Annotated in this window: 17 protein-coding genes; 9 read left to right on the top strand and 8 right to left on the bottom strand. The window is 60.0% G+C overall.

Going from position 1 to position 19,813, the window contains the following annotated elements:
- Positions 1-21 precede the first annotated feature (21 nt).
- Positions 22-630 (top strand): thioredoxin family protein, encoded by a 609-nt coding sequence (locus tag JKL48_RS21695; RefSeq protein ID WP_201987289.1) that lies wholly within the window; start codon positions 22-24, stop codon positions 628-630.
- A 150-nt stretch (positions 631-780) separates the two neighbouring features.
- Here the strand turns inward: JKL48_RS21695 and JKL48_RS21690 are convergent, their stop codons facing one another.
- The 3 genes from JKL48_RS21690 to JKL48_RS21680 all read right to left on the bottom strand — a co-directional run bounded on the left by JKL48_RS21690 (position 781) and on the right by JKL48_RS21680 (position 3,186).
- Positions 781-1,755 carry an NAD(P)H-quinone oxidoreductase gene (locus tag JKL48_RS21690; RefSeq protein ID WP_201987287.1) on the bottom strand — a complete coding sequence of 325 codons (975 nt, stop codon included), beginning with the start codon at positions 1,753-1,755 and terminating at the stop codon, positions 781-783.
- A 106-nt stretch (positions 1,756-1,861) separates the two neighbouring features.
- Entirely contained in the window at positions 1,862-2,821 is a 960-nt protein-coding gene (locus tag JKL48_RS21685; protein WP_201987285.1) for a PAS domain-containing protein, read from the bottom strand.
- Positions 2,821-3,186, bottom strand: coding sequence for a hypothetical protein (locus JKL48_RS21680; protein WP_201987283.1), 366 nt, complete (start codon positions 3,184-3,186; stop codon positions 2,821-2,823). Before JKL48_RS21680 ends, JKL48_RS21685 begins: the two co-directional genes overlap by 1 nt.
- Before the next feature lie 204 nt (positions 3,187-3,390).
- On the opposite strand from JKL48_RS21680, the gene JKL48_RS21675 reads away from it, so the two are divergent.
- Positions 3,391-3,933: a hypothetical protein gene (locus JKL48_RS21675; protein WP_201987282.1), complete on the top strand. Its 543-nt coding sequence runs from the start codon at positions 3,391-3,393 to the stop codon at positions 3,931-3,933.
- Positions 3,934-4,095: 162 nt separating this feature from the next.
- Here the strand turns inward: JKL48_RS21675 and JKL48_RS21670 are convergent, their stop codons facing one another.
- Positions 4,096-6,285: a glutamine synthetase III family protein gene (locus JKL48_RS21670; RefSeq protein WP_201987280.1), complete on the bottom strand. Its 2,190-nt coding sequence runs from the start codon at positions 6,283-6,285 to the stop codon at positions 4,096-4,098.
- 247 nt (positions 6,286-6,532) lie between these two features.
- On the opposite strand from JKL48_RS21670, the gene JKL48_RS23665 reads away from it, so the two are divergent.
- Together JKL48_RS23665 and mtaB are read left to right on the top strand one after the other, a co-directional pair.
- A complete protein-coding gene (locus JKL48_RS23665; RefSeq protein ID WP_201987278.1) occupies positions 6,533-8,398 on the top strand; it encodes an LTA synthase family protein in 1,866 nt (621 codons plus the stop codon).
- Positions 8,399-8,431: 33 nt separating this feature from the next.
- On the top strand, positions 8,432-9,766 hold the full coding sequence (gene mtaB, locus JKL48_RS21660; RefSeq protein WP_201987276.1) for a tRNA (N(6)-L-threonylcarbamoyladenosine(37)-C(2))-methylthiotransferase MtaB: 1,335 nt from the start codon (positions 8,432-8,434) through the stop codon (positions 9,764-9,766).
- Here the strand turns inward: mtaB and JKL48_RS21655 are convergent.
- From JKL48_RS21655 to JKL48_RS21645, 3 genes are read right to left on the bottom strand one after another with little or no spacing between them, the layout of a single operon-like run.
- A complete protein-coding gene (locus tag JKL48_RS21655) occupies positions 9,763-10,590 on the bottom strand; it encodes a helix-turn-helix transcriptional regulator (RefSeq protein ID WP_201987274.1) in 828 nt (275 codons plus the stop codon). The two genes, mtaB and JKL48_RS21655, sit on opposite strands and share 4 nt — an antisense overlap.
- A gap of 53 nt (positions 10,591-10,643) precedes the next feature.
- Positions 10,644-11,423 (bottom strand): hypothetical protein, encoded by a 780-nt coding sequence (locus JKL48_RS21650; protein ID WP_201987273.1) that lies wholly within the window; start codon positions 11,421-11,423, stop codon positions 10,644-10,646.
- Positions 11,424-11,467: 44 nt separating this feature from the next.
- Positions 11,468-12,709 (bottom strand): ABC transporter permease, encoded by a 1,242-nt coding sequence (locus tag JKL48_RS21645; RefSeq protein WP_201987270.1) that lies wholly within the window; start codon positions 12,707-12,709, stop codon positions 11,468-11,470.
- Between the two features lie 154 nt (positions 12,710-12,863).
- On the opposite strand from JKL48_RS21645, the gene JKL48_RS21640 reads away from it, so the two are divergent.
- The 5 genes from JKL48_RS21640 to JKL48_RS21620 all read left to right on the top strand — a co-directional run bounded on the left by JKL48_RS21640 (position 12,864) and on the right by JKL48_RS21620 (position 19,390).
- Positions 12,864-14,141, top strand: a complete 1,278-nt coding sequence (locus JKL48_RS21640) for an asparagine synthetase B (RefSeq protein ID WP_201987268.1) — start codon at positions 12,864-12,866, stop codon at positions 14,139-14,141.
- A 209-nt stretch (positions 14,142-14,350) separates the two neighbouring features.
- Positions 14,351-15,139, top strand: coding sequence for a phosphatase PAP2 family protein (locus tag JKL48_RS21635; protein ID WP_201987266.1), 789 nt, complete (start codon positions 14,351-14,353; stop codon positions 15,137-15,139).
- 225 nt (positions 15,140-15,364) lie between these two features.
- Positions 15,365-16,060, top strand: a complete 696-nt coding sequence (locus JKL48_RS21630; RefSeq protein ID WP_201987264.1) for a hypothetical protein — start codon at positions 15,365-15,367, stop codon at positions 16,058-16,060.
- Between the two features lie 368 nt (positions 16,061-16,428).
- Complete coding sequence (locus JKL48_RS21625; RefSeq protein WP_201987262.1) at positions 16,429-17,412, top strand: carboxypeptidase regulatory-like domain-containing protein; 984 nt, start codon at positions 16,429-16,431, stop codon at positions 17,410-17,412.
- A 109-nt stretch (positions 17,413-17,521) separates the two neighbouring features.
- A complete protein-coding gene (locus JKL48_RS21620) occupies positions 17,522-19,390 on the top strand; it encodes a glycoside hydrolase family 2 protein (protein ID WP_236668972.1) in 1,869 nt (622 codons plus the stop codon).
- 12 nt (positions 19,391-19,402) lie between these two features.
- On the opposite strand, the gene JKL48_RS21615 is transcribed toward JKL48_RS21620, so the two are convergent.
- A complete protein-coding gene (locus JKL48_RS21615) occupies positions 19,403-19,606 on the bottom strand; it encodes a hypothetical protein (protein ID WP_201987260.1) in 204 nt (67 codons plus the stop codon).
- Positions 19,607-19,813: the final 207 nt, after the last annotated feature.

Below are 19,813 nucleotides of genomic sequence, written 5' to 3'. Positions count from 1 at the left end.
CTCTTTTACAAACCACGCATCATGAAAAAGCTCCTGCCCTATCTCAGCCTCTGCTTTGCGCTGCTGCTGAGCAGCTTTATTGCCCGCCCCACCGCCGACGGCTACAAAGTGGGCGACAAAGCCACCGATTTCAAGCTGAAAAACCTCGACGGCAAAATGGTGTCCTTGGCCGATAACAAAGCCGCCAAAGGATGCATCGTGGTGTTTACCTGCAACACCTGCCCCTTCGCCAAAGCCTACGAAAGCCGCATCGTCGACCTGAACACCAAGTACGCCCCCAAAGGCTACCCCGTAGTCGCCATCAACCCCAACGACCCGGCCGTAACTCCCGGCGATTCCTACGCCGACATGCAGAAAAAGAAATACGCCTTCCCCTACCTGGTCGATGAGTCGCAGCAGGTGGCCAAAACCTACGGCGCCACCCGTACGCCGCACCTCTACGTCCTCACCCGCCAGGGCAACGACTTCGTGGTAAGCTACATCGGTGCCATCGACGATAATTCCGAAGATGCCAAACTAGTAAAAACCAAATACGTGGAAAACGCCATGACCGAAATCCTAGCCGGCAAGCCCGCCACCACCAACTCGACCAAAGCCATCGGCTGCACCATCAAGTGGAAGCGAGCATAGGGAGCTAAAAAAGCAATACTTGACCGTCATGCCGAGCGCAGCCGAGGCATCTCGCGTGGGGTAGTAACTCAATCGTTGGATACGAAATGGATTACTACTGCCCGCGAGATGTCTCGGCTGCGCTCGGCATGACGGTCTTTTTTATCACCTCTATTTTCCAACCTCCAGCACAATTTTCCCAATGTGCGCGCTGCTTTCCATCAGCTCATGTGCGGCAGCCGCTTCTGCCAGTGGAAATGCTTTGTAGATAACCGGCCGGAATTTCCCCGCTGCAATCAGCGGCCACACATTCTTTTCTACCTCTGCTGCCAGCGCGGCTTTAAAGTCGGCCGAGCGAGGCCGCAGGGTACTGCCCGTGATGCTCAATCTGCGGCGCATCACCTCCATGGCGTTGAATTCGCCTTTGCCACCCTGCATGGCATTCACGAATACCAAGCGGCCATCCTCGTTCAGCAGGCGCAGGTTTTTGGCGATGTAATCGCCGCCAATCATGTCGAGAATTACGTCGACGCCTTGCTCATTCAGCACCTGTTCAAAATCCTGGGTTTTGTAGTTGATGGCCCAGTCGGCCCCCAATTCCAGGCAAGCTGAGCATTTGGCGTCATCGCCGGCGGTGATGGCCACGTGGCTGCCCAGCGCCCGCGCCAGTTGAATGGCCGTGGTGCCAATGCCACTGCTGCCGCCGTGTACCAGCAGCGTTTCGCCCGGCTGCAAGGCTCCGCGCTGAAACACATTGTGCCACACCGTGAAAACGGTTTCGGGCAGCGCGGCGGCTTCCACCATGCTCAGGCCAGGCGGCACAGGCAAGCAGTGGCGGGCATCTACCACAGCGTATTCGGCGTAGCCACCAGCGGGCAGCAGGGCACACACGGCATCGCCGGGCTGCCAGCGCGTTGCCTCAGCTCCGCAGGCAGTTATGGTGCCGACTATTTCCAGACCGGGTACCATGCCGGCCACATCAGCTACACCGCCATACTTGCCTTGGCGCATCAGCACATCGGGGCGATTCACACCGGCTGCGCGCACCTGCACCAGCACTTCGTGCGCCGCTGGTTGAGGCATGGGTCGCTCCTGAATTTGCAGCACTTCGGGGCCACCGGATTGCCGGATAACAATGGCTTTCATAAGAAAATGTGAATTGACCGCACCATTTTTTTCGGCGGTAAAGGTGCTAACGAAAAACGGCTCCGAAGAGCCGTTTTTCCACAAATAGTCAATTAATGCCGCCTGATTATTTCCCGGCTTGCTCCTTTAGCTCTTTCACTTCGCGCTCCAAATCCAGGGTGCGAAACATCACCTTTGCCTCCAGGTCCGAGTACGCCCTTTCCAGCTGCTCCTGTAGCTCGCGCATGGCCGTCACGTCGGTATTGGTGCCGAACCAGCGCACCACTTCGCCCTGCTCGTTGCGTAGCGGTACCACCCGCGTCAGAAACCAGCGGTAATTGCCGTCTTTTCCGCGCAGCGGAAACGTTATTTCCCAAGGCTGGCCGGCGGGCCAGGCCGCTTTGGCGGTATCTACCACTTGCTGCACATAGTCGGGGTGGTGCACTTTGCTCCAGCCCCAACCGTACATTTCCTCCAGATTGGTACCGGTATAGTCGAACCAGCGCTGGTTGTACCAATAAATCTCTCCGTCGGGCCGGGCAATCCAAGCCAGCTGCGGGATGCTGTCGGCCAGGGTGGTAAACTCCTGCTCGCGCTGCTTCAGCTCCTGCTCGTTTTTTTTCTGGTCCTCAATATCGGTGCAGGTCCCAAACCAGGCAATGATGTTGCCGGCTTCGTCGCGCCGGGGCCGGGCCTGCCCCAAAAACCAGCGGTACGCCCCGTCTTTGCCTTTGAATCGGTATTCGATTTCGTAGTCGGCACCGGTGGCCAGCGAGTGGCCCCAAATCTGGCGGGCGCGGGCCTGGTCGTCGGGGTGCAGCAGGTTGTTCCACATATCGGGCCCCACGCTGCCGGCCAAGTCGTACCCCGTGTAGTCAATCCAGCGCTGGTTGAAGTAGGTATGGAAACCCGTCGGGTCCGTAATCCAGACCAGTTGCGGAATCAGGTCAGCCAGGAACGTAAATTGCTCAGGGCCAACCAAGCCCTGCTCGCTGCCAACGGACAGCGGCTTGGCGGGCAAGGGATTAACGGAAGGCGAATTGCTCACGAACAAACGGAGGGGTTTAGGGTTCGGAAAGTTAAGCATCAGGCGCGGTCAAGCTGCATTTCCATGCCCGACGCAAAATAAAGGTTCAGCTGGCTGCGCAGGCCATCGGCCGAGCGGCGCAGGCGCGTCACCAACGCGCGCGTGGCCTCGTCCGGCAGCTCAAAGTTCAGGTACGGCCGGTTTAGAATTTCATCACGCATCACGGCCCACTGGCCGGTCTGGCTGGGCTCCGGCGGAACCGGCTTGGCCTCCAGCTGGCCCGGTGCCAGCACCAGCCGCTCGGCCCGCGCCAGTGGGCTGCCGGGGTCGTTGTGGTTCAGCACGCGGTTGGCTACCTGCCACTCGCCGCCGAAATACTCGTCGGGTGATTGTTGTAAATTTATATCCAGCAGCAAATCTGACATACAGAAGAATAAATCAGCCCGAAGGCAGCAACTTAACAGGCAATATGGGCCAGGGTTATCAAATTGATTACCAGAAGCGAATTTTTAATTGATTTTTAATCATTCGCGCCCACTTTTACATACCGCCGGGCTTAACCCAAATTGTGGCTACTGCGTTCCTCGCATAGTCAATAAATCTTCTGCTGTTACCGGCGCCGCTATTCAATGAAAACCCCACGCTTTCTGCCCACGCTTATTGGCGCGGCCCGTTTCACCGGCCTCGCGGCCTGGCAAACCGGCCGCCTGTTCCGCCAGCTGGCCGCCCGTGCCCTCGACAGCGTGCAGGATGTGCTACGGGCCGAAGTAGAGAAAGGCAACCTGAAGCTGGTGGCCGACTTTCTGGCCGACAAAGCCCTGCCCGCCGCCCGGTTGCTGCTGGTAGAGCAAATGACCACGCGCCTGCTGCTACGCCTGGGCCTGCGTGGCGCCTTGGCTTCCAACGTGGTGGGCTGGGTGCTGCCCTTCGTGATAGAAAAGCTGATTGTGGCCGGCAACAAAAGCGGCCTGTTCGACAAGCTCAAGGCCAATCCAACCATCAGCGAAGCCCTCGACAAGCTCGATGAGCTGCGTAGTGCCACTTGGCGCATGCTGGTACCCGACCCCGGCAGCAGCGCCGAAGTGGTAGACGAAGAAGCGGATGCTAAATCCCCTCGCCTACCATTGCTTCTAGCAGCGCCAGCCGTTGCGCCAGTCAAAAGCTCAGAATAGCCGCAGCAGCACTTGAGAAAGCTATTTTCCAGTACTCACCTCGCCACAATCGTTTGCAGCCAACAACCAAAAAAAGCCACCTCACCCGAGATGGCTCTTTCAAAACCGGGGCGCGGCGAGAATTCCCACCCAACACCGGACCCGATTCCGTCCGCTGACGACTTACCGGCTGAACAAAAGTTCGCGGTACTTCACCAGAGGCCAGTCCTCGTCGGCCACCATGCGCTCGAGCTTGTCAACAGCGCGGCGAATGGGGTCGAATTTTGGTTTAATCTGCTCGCAGTACGCCACCGCCAGTTCGCGGGCGTCTGCGATTTTATTGGCTTGCTTACGTGCTTCGGTCATTTCGTCCACGTTGGTTTTGATGGCCGAAACGTAGCGCGAAATGTCTTTAATCATTTCCACCGTCACCTTGCTGGTTTCGTCGTCGAGGCCAATTTCACGCAGGCCGCGCACGTTGTTAATCAGCTTGGTTTGGTAGGCGAGGGCGGTCGGAATAACGTGGTTTACGGCCAGGTCACCCATTACGCGGCTCTCAATCTGAATTTTCTTCTGGTATTCTTCTAACAAAATTTCGTGACGGGCGTGCAGTTCGACATGAGAGAAGATGCCATGACGGGCAAAAAGTTCCGCGGCGTCGTCACGAACCAGCGCATCCAGCGCCTGCGGCGTGGTGGCAATGTTGTTCAGGCCACGTTTTTCGGCTTCCTGCTTCCACTCGTCCGAGTAGCCGTTGCCCTCAAAACGAATGGCCTTGGAGCTGATAACGTACTCGCGCAGCACCTCAACGATGGCAACCTCCTTTTTCTTGCCTTCGTCAATCAGCGCATCGACCGAATTTTTAAAGTCGATGAGTTGGTCGGCCACAATGGTGTTGAGCACCGTCATAGCGGAAGAGCAGTTGGCCGAAGAGCCTACCGCGCGCAGCTCGAACTTATTGCCGGTGAAGGCGAAAGGCGAAGTGCGGTTACGGTCGGTGTTGTCGAGCAGGATGGGCGGAATCTTATCAATGCCCAGCTTGAGGTAAATGTTGTCGCCTTTGTCGAGCGGCACTTTGGCTGTGCGCTCCAGCTCATCCAGCACCGAGTCCAGCATGGAGCCCACGAACACCGACACAATAGCGGGCGGGGCTTCGTTGGCACCCAAGCGGTGGTCGTTGCTAGCCGAAGCAATGCTGGCGCGCAGCAAGTCGGCGTAGCGGTGCACCGCCTTGATGGTGGTGATGAAGAAGGCGAGGAACTGCAGGTTCTCTTTCGGACGACGACCGGGGGCCAACAGGTTTACACCGGTGTCGGTGCTCATGGCCCAGTTGTTGTGCTTGCCGCTGCCGTTTACGCCGGCGAAGGGCTTTTCGTGCAGCAGCACTTTGAAGTTGTGGCGCTCGGCTACGCGGTCCATCACATCCATCAGCAGCTGGTTGTGGTCCACGGCCAGGTTGGCATCTTCGAAGGTCGGAGCGCACTCAAACTGGTTGGGCGCTACCTCGTTGTGGCGGGTGCGTAGCGGAATGCCGAGCAGGTTGGCTTCTTCTTCAAACTCGAGCATGAACCCATGCACACGGGCCGGAATCGAGCCGAAGTAATGGTCATCGAGCTGCTGGCCCTTGGCCGGGGAGTGGCCAAATAAGGTACGGCCGGTAAGCACGAGGTCCGGACGGGCATCGTATAGGGCTTTGTCAACCAGGAAATATTCCTGCTCAATACCCAGCGTGGTGTTTACGCGGCTTACGTCTTTGTCAAAGTACTGGCACACTTCCACGGCGGCTTTTTCCAGCACACCCAGCGACTTCAGCAGCGGGGCTTTGTAGTCGAGGGCTTCGCCGGTGTAGGCCACAAAAATGGTGGGGATGCAGAGCGTTTTGGCCCCTACCGTTTCAATAATGAAAGCCGGCGAAGTGGGGTCCCAAGCAGTGTAGCCACGGGCTTCAAACGTGTTGCGAATGCCGCCGTTGGGGAACGAAGAGGCATCGGGCTCCTGCTGCACCAGCGCCGAACCTTTAAAGTTTTCAATGGGCCGACCGTCGGAATTGAGGTCGAAGAAGGAGTCGTGCTTTTCGGCGGTGGCGCCGGTCAGGGGCTGAAACCAGTGGGTGTAGTGGGTAGCGCCCTTGGCCATGGCCCAGGTCTTCATGGCCGAGGCCACGGCATCGGCCACGTTGCGCTCCACAGTCGCGCCCTGCTTGATGGCCGCTTGCAGCTTCTTGAAATAATCGCCGGGCATGGTGGCCCGCATGGCTTCCAGATTGAACACGCTTTGGCCGAAGCTGTCGGAGCGACGCGCAGCGGCTGACTTCACCGTGATGGGACGGCGCAGATTAACGAGTTCTAGGGCTTTGAAGCGAAGGATGGCCATAAGGGAATTACCGAACCGGGAAAAAGTAGTTGGCTTAAAGATTTATTTCGGAAGCAAAGATAAACCAGGAATTCGTTTTCAAGCCAAAAGTACCCCAAAATAATGGGGCATTATTCTTCGAAACCACCATTTTCCTCGATGTGCCCCTCCATTTTCAAAGCTAAACCCCTGATTTCATCAGCAAATAGAAAAAGGTGGCTTTTGCCCGCCTTTTTTAGGCGGCTGGCCCCGGGGCTATCTTTGGGCTGTGAAAAACCGCTTTGCGTTTCAGCCGCGCTACTTTTTGTTCTGGCTGCTGTTTTTTGGACTTAGCCGGGCGCTTTTCCTCGCGTATCAACACACCTCGGCAACCAAACTTTCAGTTAACACCCTTCTGGGTACTTTTGGTTATGGGCTGCGGCTCGATGCTTCGGCCGCCGCTTATGTGTGCTTGCCGCCCTTTTTGCTCTTCATTGTGGGCAGCCTGTGGCCGCGGCTGCCCCTGCGCCGGTTGATTGGAGGGTATACGGCCGCGACGGGCCTGGTGCTGGCGCTGCTTATTACGGCCGATTTGGAGTTGTACCGAACCTGGGGGTTTCGGCTGGATGACACTCCCCTGCAATACCTCAACTCGCCCGGGGAGATGGCGGCTTCGGCGGGCAATGCGCCGCTGGTTGTGCTGCTGGGGTTATTTGTTGGCCTCGTGGCTGGGGGCTGGTGGCTGTACCGTGGGGTAGTTGGGCCGCTGGCGCCCTTGCCCGCATGGTTTGGGCGCGGCCGGGCGGCGCTGGCGGGCCTGCTGTATACGGCGCTGCTGGTGCTGCCCCTGCGCGGTGGCACCCAGCAGATTCCGGTGAACCAGAGCGACGTGTACTTCTCGCGCATTGCCTTCGCCAACCACGCGGCCCTGAATGCGCCCTGGAACCTGATGAGCGCGCTGATGCTGCGGCGCGACGAGCAACCGCTCACACCCTTCATGGCCGATAGCACGGCCCGCCGGCTGGTGGCGGGCGTGTATCCGTTGGCCGTGGGCGCACCGGCCCGGCCCGATTCGTCGGCGCTGCTACTCGCGGAAACGCGCCCTAATGTGCTGTTCATCATTCTGGAAAGCTTTACGGCGAAGCTGGTGGGCAGCGTGGGCGGCGAACGGGGCGTGACGCCCAACCTCGACAGCCTGGCCCGCACCGGTGTGCTGTTTCCCAACATTTACGCCGCCGGCGACCGCAGTCAGAAAGGATTGGTGTCGCTGTTGTCGGGCTACCCGAATCAGCCCACCACCAGCATCATCAAGTTTCCGCGCAAAACCGAGCACCTGCCCCACCTGTGCCGCGCGCTGGCGGCGGCGGGCTACCGCTCCAGCTATTATTACGGCGGGGAGCTGGCGTTCGCTAACATGAAAAGCTACTTGCAGACGGCGGGATACGAGCATCTGACGGAGCGGAACGATTTTTCGGTTGGTGAGCAGAATTCCAAGTGGGGTGCCCACGACGGCGTGCTGTTCGACCGCATTCTGAACGACCTGCGCGCTGCGCAGCCCAAGCCGTTTTTCGTCACGGCCTTCACGCTGAGCAGCCACGAGCCGTTCGATGTCCCGATGAAAACGAAGTTTCCGGGAAAATCCGAAACGGCTCAGTTTCGAAACTCGGTCTATTATACGGACCAGGCCCTGGGGAAATTTCTGCGGGAAGCCCGCCAGAAGCCCTGGTACGCGCACACCTTGCTGGTGCTGGTGGCCGACCACGGCCATCGCCTGCCCGGCGACACGCCGCACGACTGGCCGGTGGGCTTCCATATTCCGCTGGTGCTGGCCGGCGGGGCCCTGCAACCGGCGGCGCGGGGCCGGGTGGTGCCGGTTATCGGCTCGCAAACCGACGTGGCCGCTACCCTGCTGCGCCAATTGGGCCTGCCCGCGCAGGCCTTCACCTGGAGCCGCGACCTGCTGGCGCCGCACGCGGTACCCTTCGCCTACTACTGCTACAACAACGGGTTTGGCACTGTGGCGCCCACGGGCACTTTCTGGTTCGACAACGTGCTGCGCACCCCCCTGGGCCGGGATGCCGGCGTCACCGATGCGCAGTTCCGCCTGGGGCAGGCCATGGAACAGGTGTCGCTGGAAGACTTTGCCCGGCGGTAGCAAGGCGGGCGGGGCCGTATCTTTGCGCCTGCTATGCCCACTCCCCAATCCGTTGCTTTTTATACCCTCGGCTGCAAGCTGAACTTTTCCGAAACGTCGGCCATTGGGCGGCAGTTTGAGGACAAGGGCTTTGCCAAAGTGGCTTTCGAAGCCGGGGCCGACTTATACGTTATCAATACCTGCTCCGTCACGGACCACGCCGACCGCAAATGCCGGAAAGTGGTGCAACAGGCTCTCAAGCACAACCCCGATGCGTTTGTGGCCATCGTGGGCTGCTACGCGCAGCTCAAGCCGCAGGAAATTGCCACCATTCCGGGCGTGAGTGCGGTGCTGGGAGCCGCCGAGAAGTTTCAGCTGGTAGATATTCTGGCTGATTTCAAAAAGCCGGCAGCCGGGCAGCCGGGGGCAGTGCATGCCTCTCCTATTTCGGCCGCTACCGAATTTGTGGCCGCCCACTCGTTCGGCGACCGCACGCGGACCTTCCTGAAAGTACAGGACGGCTGCGACTATTCCTGCTCGTTTTGCACCATTCCGCTGGCGCGGGGCGGCAGCCGCTCGGGCAGCATTGCCAGCGTGGTGGAACGGGTGGAGCAATTGGCCGAAACCGGCGTGAAGGAAATTGTGCTGACCGGGGTGAACCTGGGTGATTTTGGCCTGCAGGGCCCCGAGCGCGAGCGCCGAGAAGATTTTACGCAGCTAGTAAAAGCGCTCGATGACGTGACGGGGATTCGCCGGTTCCGCATCAGCAGTTGCGAGCCGAACCTGCTGACGGACCAGATTCTGGAAACCGTGGCCGGTTCGCAACGCTTCATGCCGCACTTCCACATTCCGCTGCAAAGCGGCTCGGACAAGATTTTGGGCCTCATGCGGCGGCGCTATCGCCGGGCTTTATACGCTAGCCGAGTGGCGCGCATCAAGGAATTGATGCCGCACGCCTGCATCGGCGTGGATGTCATTGTGGGCTTTCCGGGCGAAACGGACGCAGATTTTCTCGACACCTACAATTTCCTGAACGAGTTGCCGATAAGCTACCTGCACGTTTTCCCCTACTCGGAGCGGCCCGATACGTTGGCGCCGACCCTGCCCGGACGGGTGCAGGACCGGGTGCGGCACGAGCGCACCACGCAACTGCGCAGCCTTTCGGAAAAGAAAAAGCGGTTTTTCTACGAACAGCACCTCGGCCTGGAAACCGAAGTGTTGTTTGAGGACGACGTAACCGATGGCCGCATGGAGGGCTTCACGCCCAATTACATCCGAATAGCGGCCAAGTACGACCCCTTGCTGGTGGGCGAAATGAAAACGCTCCGCCTCAGTGCTGTAAACGCCGCCGGGCTGATGGAAGCGGAGGAAGTGGGCATTCTGGCCTAAACCATGGCCTGCCGGGCCATGGCCAGCATTTCGCGCAGCATCTGTTGCTGCTCCAGCAGGTGCTGGTTGCGCAGCTCGGCCAGGGCCAGCTGATGCTGCAAGTGCTGGGCGTGCAAAGCGGCCGCCATGTAAGTTTCCGGTCCGACACCGGCGGCAGGCATGGGCGCAGATGCCGTTGAACTCATGCTCGGCGGTGGCGGCACCGAGGTCGTGGGGGCGGAAAGGACTTCAGCTACCGGCACGGGGTCGGGAACAGGAACTTGTGTCGGAGGAGTAGCTGAAGCCGGGGGAATTGTTGGAGCAGGAATACCAACATCGCCACCACTTGCAGGAATATCGGCGGCAAGTGGCGTTTCGGGTGCTACCGAAACTGTGGCGCTGGAAGTGCGCGCCGGCTGGGCTGCCGCCGCTGCCAGCGCGAGGGTCGCGGCGATTTCGGCCGGCTGCAACCGGGTTCCGGCCACGCCAGGTGCCGGACGCCGGTGCGCGGGCAGCTCAACATCGGACAAGTCGATGGGCTCAAGCGGAGGCTCGGGAATCGGAGCAATAGCAATAGGCGCAATGGCTTTGGGGGTTGGCTCGCCGCTCACCAGCATGGGCCCCCGCCCAAGCAGAAGCCAGTCGCGCGACACATTTGGGTATATCTCAAACACCTTGCACAACAGGTCGTAGCCCGGCTTATTACGCCCGTCAATAAGGTGCTGAACCACGCTGGCCGTTTTCCCCAACGACATGGCAAAGCTATTTTTGGTCAAACCAAACTGCTTGATTAGCTGCGCAAAGCGCTGGTCGATGGGAACGGGAGGCGAGACAGAAATGGCCATTTGCACAAATGAGTAGTTGCGCAAATGTATAAAAAATACCAGTTAGCTTTTGGCTAGTGCTTTTTGGTGGCCGCTTGAGCCACTGGCACCAGCAGACCCCTAGGTTTCACGCGTGGGTAAGGAAACCGATAGGTACCATCGGGCAGAAACGGAATATCCAGGCGCCGCGCCCTGATGGGGTAAAAGAGCCAGAGCGCGCCGGGCGTGAGCGCAAAATCGCCAATAGCCGGCCAAGCTGGGTTGCTCGTGGCTCGGGCGTGGCGGGTGCGCCGGTCCCAGTCAAATACCTCATCGGCCACATAGGTCAGCGTGGCGGTGTCCTGGTATTCGAGGGCAATGCGGTCCATTTCGGCGCCCAGCCGCCGGTCGATAGCGGCGCGTAGGCGGCGTTGCAGCTGGGCAGGCGGGTCGGCAATGACATCGGCCAGCAGCAGCGCCCGGCCGGTACGCAGGTCAAAGGTGAGGTGTTCGGACTCCAACGCCGTAAGGCCGTTGTAGTCTTTGGTAAAGGAAAACGACAGGATATTGTCTTGGTTGAGCAACACGTCATATTGGGTGCCGGTCATGCCCTCTCCGGCGGCCATCCAGCTTTTGGCTTCGGCATCGTAGCAGCAGGCGCGGCTGGCTTGGCGCACTTGCTGGTGCGGGCTAGCCATCGAATCGACCTGGTCGCTGTATTCGAGGAGCAGGCGGAGCAGCTGGCGGTTGATGCGCCGGGCGGCTGTGGCATTCGGCAGCGTCACCTGCGGCACGTGAAAACTGCCGGCGTGCACATCTACTACCACGGCCCGTCCGCTGGCCGGTGTCGGCGCTGGAACCTTTGGCGGTAACAAAAGCGCGAGCAATAGCAGGCTTTTGAGCGGCATTTTGGCTGAGTCTACTCGTAGCGCAAGGAATCAATCGGGTCGAGGGCGGCGGCTTTGCTGGCGGGGTAGTAGCCCGAGGCCAGCCCTACGCCTACGCAGATGACGAGTCCGACAATCATCCAGACCCAGGGCACCAGGAAGGCGCCGGAGCCCACGAATTTGGCCACCAGGTTGCCGCCCAACACGCCCAGGATGATACCCAGCGTGCCGCCCAGCAGGCAAATAACAATGGCTTCAATCAGGAATTGCTGCCGGATTTGCACGGCCGTGGCGCCCAGCGCTTTCCGAATGCCGATTTCGCGGGTGCGCTCCGTGACCGATACCAGCATGATGTTCATGAGGGCAATGCTGGCCCCCAGCAGGGTGATGAAAGCCATGACGCTGCCCCCGGCCCGGACCTTGCCCGAAATGGAATCGAGGGTGGCGGCCAGCGACTCGCTGCTTTCCACCGTGAAGCTGTCTTCCTGGCCCAGGCGGTCGTGGCGCACGGCGCGCATTTTGCCGGTGGCCTGGCCCATGAGGAAGGCCAGCGTGCCGGGCTGGTCGGTAGCCGTTTTGATGTCGTAGGTCAGGGCGCGCTGGCGGGGCAGCTGGTTGCCGGTTTCGAGCGGAATCAGGGCCAGGCGGTCGGCGCCACCGCCCCCACCGCCGTCGCTGCCGCTTTTTTCGAGCAGGCCCACAATGAGGAAGCGCCGGCCCATGGCCGACACGTACTGGCCCACCGGGCTTTGCCGGGGGAAAAGCTTGAGCCGGATTTCATCGCCCACAATCATGGCATTGGCGCCGCTGTTGAGCTCGGTTTGGGAGAATGTGCGGCCCTGCACCAGGTTGTAGCCCTGAATTTTGAGGTAATTCTCGTCGCCGGCAATGACCTGCATGTTGGGGTTGGTTTTCACGCCGTTGCCCTTCATTTCGGCCGCCCCGCTGATGAAGGCCGACACGCCCACCTGGGCATCGTTGGCCATGGCTTTTTTGTAGAGCTTGGCCTGCAAGAAGCTGATGGGCGGGTACTGCTTGCCCTGCACACCGCCCCGCCGGAAGCGGTTGGTGTAGCCCTTGGCGTGGAGCTCGAAGGAATTGGCCCCGAGGCTGGCGAAGGTATCGGCCAGCGAATTTTTCATGGCGTCGATGCCGGTGAGAATGCCCACCAGCGCAAACAGGCCAATGCTCAGAATCAGCGCCGTGAGGATGGTGCGCAACAGGTTGGAGCGGATGGAGCGGAAGGCTTCGCGGACGTTTTCGAACGGATTCATGACGAGGGACTTGTGGCACACGCCTTAGCCCGTGCCGGCTGGAATGCACAAGCTTCCGCGTGTGCCACAAGTCCAAAGTTCGGCGGCCGGCGCTTAACTTGAACCACGGCCGCCGCAACCTCGTTGGTTGGGTGCGTTTCTTTCAACTAAAACTATGCTGTTTAAGCGACTTCTGCTTTTTGTGCTTTTGGCGGTGGCCGGCCTGGCGGCCCCGCTGGCGGCCCGCGCCAACCACGTGTTCATCCCCATGGACAACACCCAGAAAGAGAGCCTCAAGGCCTACGGGGTGGCGTTCTGGCTGTTGCAGCACGAAGTGCCCGTCGATTGGCTGCTGAACTACCGGGGCGGTTCTTTCGCCTTCGAAACCGTGGCCGGCGCCGAAAACGAGCTGGCCGTGCGCGGCGTGACGTATCAGGTTATCAGCGAGGCGCAGTACACCGGCATCCTGCAGGAAATAGCCGACCCCAACGCCAACATGGACGTGATGAAGCTGGAGAAAGTGCCCAAAATTGCGGTGTACACGCCCAAAGGCAAGCAGCCCTGGGACGATGCCGTGACGATGGTGCTCACCTACGCCGAAATTCCTTATACGCAGATTTACGACGACGAAGTGCTGCACGGCGAACTGCCCAAATACGACTGGCTGCACCTGCACCACGAGGATTTTACGGGCGAGTACGGGAAGTTTTACCAGATTTACCGCAACTACCCCTGGTACCAGCAGCAGGTGCGCGATGCCGAAGCCGCCGCCAAGCGCAACGGCTTCACCAAAGTGAGCCAGATGAAGGCCTCCGTGGCCGTAAAAATGCAGGAATTTATTGCCGGCGGCGGCTTTCTCTTTGCCATGTGCTCGGCCACGGACAGCTACGACATTGCGCTGGCCGGCCTGGGCATCGACATGGTGGAAAGCATGTACGACGGCGACCCCGCCGACCCCAACGCCCAATCCAAACTCAACTACAACCGCTGCCTGGCCTTCCAGAACTTCCAGCTCGAGCGCAACCCCTACGAGTACGAATACTCCAACATCGACATGCAGCCCCGCGAGCGCGGCCTGGGCGAGTCGAACGACTACTTCTCGCTCTTTACCTATTCAGCCAAGTACGACCCGGTGCCTACCATGCTGTGCCAGAACCACGAGAAAACCATCCACGGCTTCATGGGCCAGACCACGGCTTTCCGCAAAAGCCTGATAAAATCCGATGTGGTCATCATGGGCGAAACCAAGCAAACCGGCGAGGCCCGCTACATCCACGGCACTTTGGGCAAGGGCACTTGGACGTTCTACGGCGGCCACGACCCCGAAGACTACCAGCACCTGGTGGGCGAAGAACCAACCGACTTGTCGCTGCACCCCAACTCGCCCGGCTACCGGCTCATTCTGAACAACATCTTGTTCCCGGCGGCAAAGAAGAAGAAGCAAAAAACCTAGGCCCCGTACCCCGTCATCGTCGGCCCCAACCGCTTGCAATGCGGTTGGGGCTTTTTTGCGCTCGGCTGATGCTGGCCCTGCGTTGACAGCCGGCCATTCGCGGCAGCAAAGGGTTCTTTTGGCCAGAATATGGAATCCCCCGGCGGTTCATGCACGGGGTTGGGCAGCGGATTAGTATTTTTAAAGTCCCTTTCCACGTCCAGCCCGCTATGTTGCGTCGTCTACGCTTATTCGTGTTCTTTTTAGCTGGCTGGCCTTGCCTGACGGCCCAGGCCCAGCAGGTTCAGCTCGATTCGGCAGTCGCAGCCACCCGGCCTGCCTTGCAACTGCGGGCGACGGCTCTGCGCATTGCCGTTCCTTCGGCCCTGATTGCCGTTGGGGTGCTGGCGCACAGCCCGACATACAACCAGACGCTGTACCAGGCCAAGCAAGACTTTCAGGTTGAAACGCAGGAAGCCTTTGCCGGCTTCGACGCCCACGGCGTGGACGACTATACACGCCATGTGCCCCTCGCCGTAGCCTATGGGCTAATGGCCACCGGGCATAAGGGCGAGCGCACGGCGGTTGGCTTCACGCTCATCTATTTGCTCGCCCATGAGCTGGACGAAGGCGTGGTGAGCAACCTCAAACGCATTACCGCTGAGGCCCGTCCGTACAGCGCTGAAGACCTGACTTCTTTCCCGTCGTCGCACACCTCGCAAGCCTTCCTGACCGCCACGCTGCTGCACGAGCAATACGGCCACCAATATCCGTGGGTGAGCGTGAGCGGCTATGCCGTGGCCACGGCCACCGGCGCCATGCGCGTGCTGGGCAATAAGCACTGGGCTACTGATGTGCTGGCCGGCGCGGCCATCGGCTTTCTCTCGGCCGAAACGGTATGGCGCGTTTACCCGGCCCTCACCAAACTGCTGCCGACGCGGCTGGCGCACAAGATGCTGCTGGTGCCCACCTATAGCCCGGCGGGTGGGGCGGGCTTAGCATTGGGATTTCAGCCCTGATGCATCGACTCCTTCTCCGCATACAAAAGGCCTATTTATGCATAAGTGCGCAGACCTTTTACACGGACGATAGTATCAAATATAAAATATTATAACTTGACAATCAATGATATAAAAAATTATTTGTCATTTATTTTAGCAAAAAGCGGCTAACCAATCTGATGCTTGAGGAAAAAGCCATTTCTTTGTAACTTCACCATTTTTACATTTTTCACATTTCTTTTCATGAACCCTTCTTTACGCGTATTTACCCTATCCGTGCTTTCCGGTGCAGTGCTTACCTTTTCGGCCTGCAGCAAGTCAGATTCCAACACTGCCACTCCTGCCCCTGGCACCATTGCCGGACAGATTAACCCAGCAGCTTCCATCACGACGGTTACGGCCACCCCGGCCTCGGGCACACCCACCACGGCAACTCCTACCAGCACGGGTGCCTATACCATTGCCAACTTGGCGGCCGGTTCCTACACTGTTACTTACACGCCCGCATCTGGCTACACGGCCCCTGCTTCGCAAACGGCAACCGTCACGGCTGGAACCACCACGACGCTGGCCACCACCACCGTGGCGACTGTGCCCGGCGCTGTTACCTTCTCTTTAAACGGCACGGCAATTACTCCCTCGGCACTCATTGGCAGCTACAGCGGCAACACCCTAACGGTGGGTGGTAGCAGCCCGACTTCCGGCGTGACGGTATCGGCAAGCAACGTGACTGGTACCGGCACCTTTCCCATCAACGCTGGCACAGCCAACACTTCGGCCAACGTTTACCTAATCAGCAGCGGCTCAATGGTCGTAACCAGCCTGAATACGACGACGCGCCGGGCTTCTGGCACTTTCACAGCCACTGGCACTGCTTTCCTGGGTACGGGTACGGCCACTGTTACGAACGGTGTATTCACCAACCTTCCTTTGCAATAAGCTACTTGTCGTAGCCGCATAAGTCACCGGATTCCGGTTTCGCACCAGCCCCGGTCGTAAATGACCGGGGCTTTTTCGTGGCCGTATCCAATGCCTGTTGAGCAGCAGCTAGTGGTTTCTGTATCACTATTCGGCTGCTCGCGTTTGTCGCTAGGTCGAATAATTACCTCTTTCCACCCAACCTGCTCTACTTTCCGTTTCAAATCTGCTCTTTGGTCGTCCTAACTGCAGCCAGATAGCCACTCTTGGCCAGCCGGCCCGACCTTTGCGACAACCTATCCCTTTTTCTTTCCTTGCATAGCATGATTAACCTGCTTTTTGCGCGCACCTGGGTTTTGCTCCTTGGGGCGGCTAGCTTCTTGTTTTTGATGACTGTTTCCTGTTCCAAAAAGGAAGAAGCCCGCCCAACGGTGGGCAAAATCACGGGAACAGCCGTTCCGGCCACGGCCCTGGCCAGCGTCACGGCTACCGATGCCAGCGGTGTCTCCTCCACCGTAACCCCCAACAGCGACTCCGGCGACTTTTCCATTGCCAACCTGACTGCCGGCACCTACGTGCTGCATTTCTCCGGCGCCAGCGGCTTCCTCGACCCCGCCGACCGCAGCGTGTCGGTAGCCGCGGGCGAAACCAATTCCCTGGGCACCATCCGGGTGAGCGAGTACCTGGCTGGGGCCGTGGAAGGCACCATCAGCCCGGCCAACAGCCTCAGCTCCATTCAGCTCACGGCGGCCGGCACCCAAAACGGCCCCACCGTGCAGCCCGATGTCACCGGGTATTTCCGGTTTTCCAACGTGGTGCCGGGCACCTACAACGTGTCGTTCAGCCCCACATCGGGCTTTCTGCAACCCGCGCCGCGCACCGTCACCGTGACGGCCAAGGCCACGGCCTCGCTGGGTGTGGTAACGGTAACTCCGTCGGGCACGACCACCGCGACGTTGCGTGGCTCCCTGCGCTGGACCGAGGGCAGCACCACCTACACCAGCACTTCGCTCTCAGGCACCATGTCTTTGAGCAATGGCATCCCCCAATACCTCTCGCTGTCGGCCAATGCGCTGAATGGCACCGCCGCCGATGTGCTGGGCCTGTATTCCTACTGCGGGCGCGCGGGCGTGTACCTGATGGACAACCAGGTGGGCGGGGCCAGCGCCACCTACCTCCGTACCGTTGGCGGCGTGCCCACGGGCTCCTACGAAACCCGCTATCAGGCCAGCCCGGCCGGTTCCGTTACCATCACGGCCGTCGACCCAGCGGCCCGTACAGTGAGCGGTAGCTTTGGGTTTACTGCCGCCGAAGCCCCGCTGCGCACCGGGCGCATCACCATTTCCAACGGCAGCTTCTCCTTGAGCTACTAACGGACGCGGCCCGCTAAAAAAGCGGATTTGCATCATAATGCGGCGGGGCTCGTTAAAAGGGCGTTAATGGTGGGCCAATCGGGTATGATGCCAGCTGGCTTTTCGCCTCATGCCTTTTACGCTTCGCATGGAAGACCTGCATCAAGCCAACTACTCCCTTTCAGCCAGCCGCCCCGACGATGCCCCCGTGGAGGAACTGGTGAACCCGCTGCCCCGCGCCGTGCTGCGCATGAACAGCCACATGCTGCTGGATGGCACCTGGCACTTTGCCCACGATGCCGAGGACGTGGGCCTGCGCGACGATTGGGCCCTGGGCCACGCATACGAGCATCAGGCCCAGTGGCCCGGCTCGGTAGAAGAACACTTGGCCCAGGCCCGCGGCCAGCAGGGCGGCACCACCTGGCAAGACCAGGTGGTGGTGTGGTACGAGCGCGAATTCCAATTGCCCGAGGTGGCCGAGCCCCAGGTTCGCTCCATGATTCAGCTCACGTTTGGGGCCTGCGGCTACGAAACGCGGGTGTGGCTCAACGGGCAGCTGCTCCGCACCATTGAGGGCGAAGACGTGCACTTTGGCGAATACACGTCGTTTTCCTACGAGTTGCCGGCCGAAAACCTGCACCTCGTCAACCGCCTCACCGTTCGCATTGCCGACACCATGGATGCCGAGCTGCCGCGCGGCAAGCAGGAATCGCACGTGTACAAGCGCGGCGGCATCTGGTACCAGACCTACACCGGGGCCGTGCGCAGCGTGTGGCTCGAAACCGTGGAGCGCAACCGCCTGCGCTCCCGCGTGGGCGTGGTCAGCATTGTGGAAGACCAGCTGGTGCGCTTCAACCTGACCCTGCGCATTCACGATGCCGGTGCCTACACCATTCGGCTCCAGGTATTCGACCCCGAGACGGCCCGCAACACCGAGCCCCTGGCCACCTCCGATTTCCCCTTGCACCTCGAAGCCGGGCAGTGGCAGCAGCGCCTGGTGATGGAAGTGCCGGCCGCCGAGCTGTGGAGCCCCGAAGCCCCGAACCGTTACCGGCTGGTGGCTCAGCTCATCGACGCCGAAGGCTACGCCGCGCAGATTGAAACCCTGTTTGGTCTGCGCAAGATTGAAGCGCGCGGTCGGTTTGTGTACCTCAACAACGAGCCCACCTACCTCGACGGCATCTTGTACCAGCCCGGCCAGGCCACCTACGCCGAAATGCAACGCCACATGCACGCTATGAAAGCGTTGGGCTGCAACCTGGTCCGCGTCCACATTGCCGGCATCGACCCCCGCATCTACAACCTGGCCGACGAGTTGGGCCTATTGCTGTGGGTGGAAGTACCCAGCCCGCACAGCTCCACCCCGCGCAGCCGCGACAACCACCGCGCCGAGCTGCTGCGCATGGTCACGCTCAGCGAAACCCACCCCAGCATCATCATCTGGAGCCTGTACAACGAAGACTGGGGCGCCCAGGACATTGCCACCAACGCCGCTACCCGCCAGTACATCGTCGACACTTACCACTTCATGCAAATTGCCTACCCCCAGTTTCTGGTGGTCGACAATGACGGCTGGCACCACGTTTCGTACACCGGCCGCCTGAAGTCGGACCTGCTCACGGCCCACCTCTACACGCCCGACCTGGGCCGCTGGCAAGAGTTGCTCGACCGGCTGGTGGGCGGCGAAATGGAAGGTACCGCCGCCTTCCCGCTGGTGGTGGGCGACCCGTTTTTCTACCGTCGGCAAGTGCCGCTCATCGTGAGCGAGTGGGGCGGCTTCGGCTTTTCGGACTACGGCGGGCCCCAGGATGCCGAGGCGCGCACCAACAGCATTCTGGCCTTTAAACAAGAGCTGCGCCGCCGGCCCATCGCTGGCGACGTTTATACCCAGGCCACCAACATTGAGGACGAGCGCAACGGCCTGCTCGACCCGCACACCGGCGAGCTGAGCGTGCCCGCCGGCCTACTGGCCTCGCGCCTGCTGCAGCATTTGCAGTAGCCGCGCGCCGCCTCAGGCGCGGGGTGCGGGGCAGGCCTGCGGCGCGGTGGTAAGCGTAGCCGTGATGCACCAGCCGGCACTGAGGGCCGTATTGTTCGTACGCAAAAGTGTGAGCACAGTACCGGGAACCGTACTGGTGACGACGGCCTGTTGTACCACCTTTTTAGCGGCTTCGGAGCAGTGGCGGAAAGCCGGCACCTTGGCGGCCTTGGGCACCAGCAATTTGAAAACGACCAGCGGTTCAACTTCTTCGCAATCAGGACAACTTATTATCTCTATATCACTGATTAATGGGGTTTTGTCAAGATGTTGCATACAGAGGAGAAGTGGGCAATAAGAGGACATTTAGAGCGGATTTCAGGATAGTTTACGGATTTGGACGTACCTTCTGCCGATGAAAGCTTATTCGTTTGATTTGCGCGA

Origin of the sequence: Hymenobacter rubidus, assembly GCF_016734815.1 — a bacterium.
In the GTDB taxonomy this organism is placed as follows: domain Bacteria; phylum Bacteroidota; class Bacteroidia; order Cytophagales; family Hymenobacteraceae; genus Hymenobacter; species Hymenobacter rubidus.
This window is presented reverse-complemented; position numbering and strand designations above follow the sequence as displayed.

Bases quoted from the DNA above. Each gene is read 5' to 3' on its own strand.
- mtaB (WP_201987276.1), top strand. From the start codon at position 8,432: ATGCCCACTCCCCAATCCGTTGCTTTTTATACCCTCGGCTGCAAGCTG.
- JKL48_RS21645 (WP_201987270.1), bottom strand. From the start codon at position 12,709: ATGAATCCGTTCGAAAACGTCCGCGAAGCCTTCCGCTCCATCCGCTCC.
- JKL48_RS21670 (WP_201987280.1), bottom strand. From the start codon at position 6,285: ATGGCCATCCTTCGCTTCAAAGCCCTAGAACTCGTTAATCTGCGCCGT.
- JKL48_RS21625 (WP_201987262.1), top strand. From the start codon at position 16,429: ATGACTGTTTCCTGTTCCAAAAAGGAAGAAGCCCGCCCAACGGTGGGC.
- JKL48_RS21695 (WP_201987289.1), top strand. From the start codon at position 22: ATGAAAAAGCTCCTGCCCTATCTCAGCCTCTGCTTTGCGCTGCTGCTG.
- JKL48_RS21640 (WP_201987268.1), top strand. From the start codon at position 12,864: ATGCTGTTTAAGCGACTTCTGCTTTTTGTGCTTTTGGCGGTGGCCGGC.
- JKL48_RS21635 (WP_201987266.1), top strand. From the start codon at position 14,351: ATGTTGCGTCGTCTACGCTTATTCGTGTTCTTTTTAGCTGGCTGGCCT.
- JKL48_RS21675 (WP_201987282.1), top strand. From the start codon at position 3,391: ATGAAAACCCCACGCTTTCTGCCCACGCTTATTGGCGCGGCCCGTTTC.
- JKL48_RS21655 (WP_201987274.1), bottom strand. From the start codon at position 10,590: ATGGCCATTTCTGTCTCGCCTCCCGTTCCCATCGACCAGCGCTTTGCG.
- JKL48_RS21685 (WP_201987285.1), bottom strand. From the start codon at position 2,821: ATGCTTAACTTTCCGAACCCTAAACCCCTCCGTTTGTTCGTGAGCAAT.
- JKL48_RS21680 (WP_201987283.1), bottom strand. From the start codon at position 3,186: ATGTCAGATTTGCTGCTGGATATAAATTTACAACAATCACCCGACGAG.
- JKL48_RS21620 (WP_236668972.1), top strand. From the start codon at position 17,522: ATGCCTTTTACGCTTCGCATGGAAGACCTGCATCAAGCCAACTACTCC.
- JKL48_RS21630 (WP_201987264.1), top strand. From the start codon at position 15,365: ATGAACCCTTCTTTACGCGTATTTACCCTATCCGTGCTTTCCGGTGCA.
- JKL48_RS21690 (WP_201987287.1), bottom strand. From the start codon at position 1,755: ATGAAAGCCATTGTTATCCGGCAATCCGGTGGCCCCGAAGTGCTGCAA.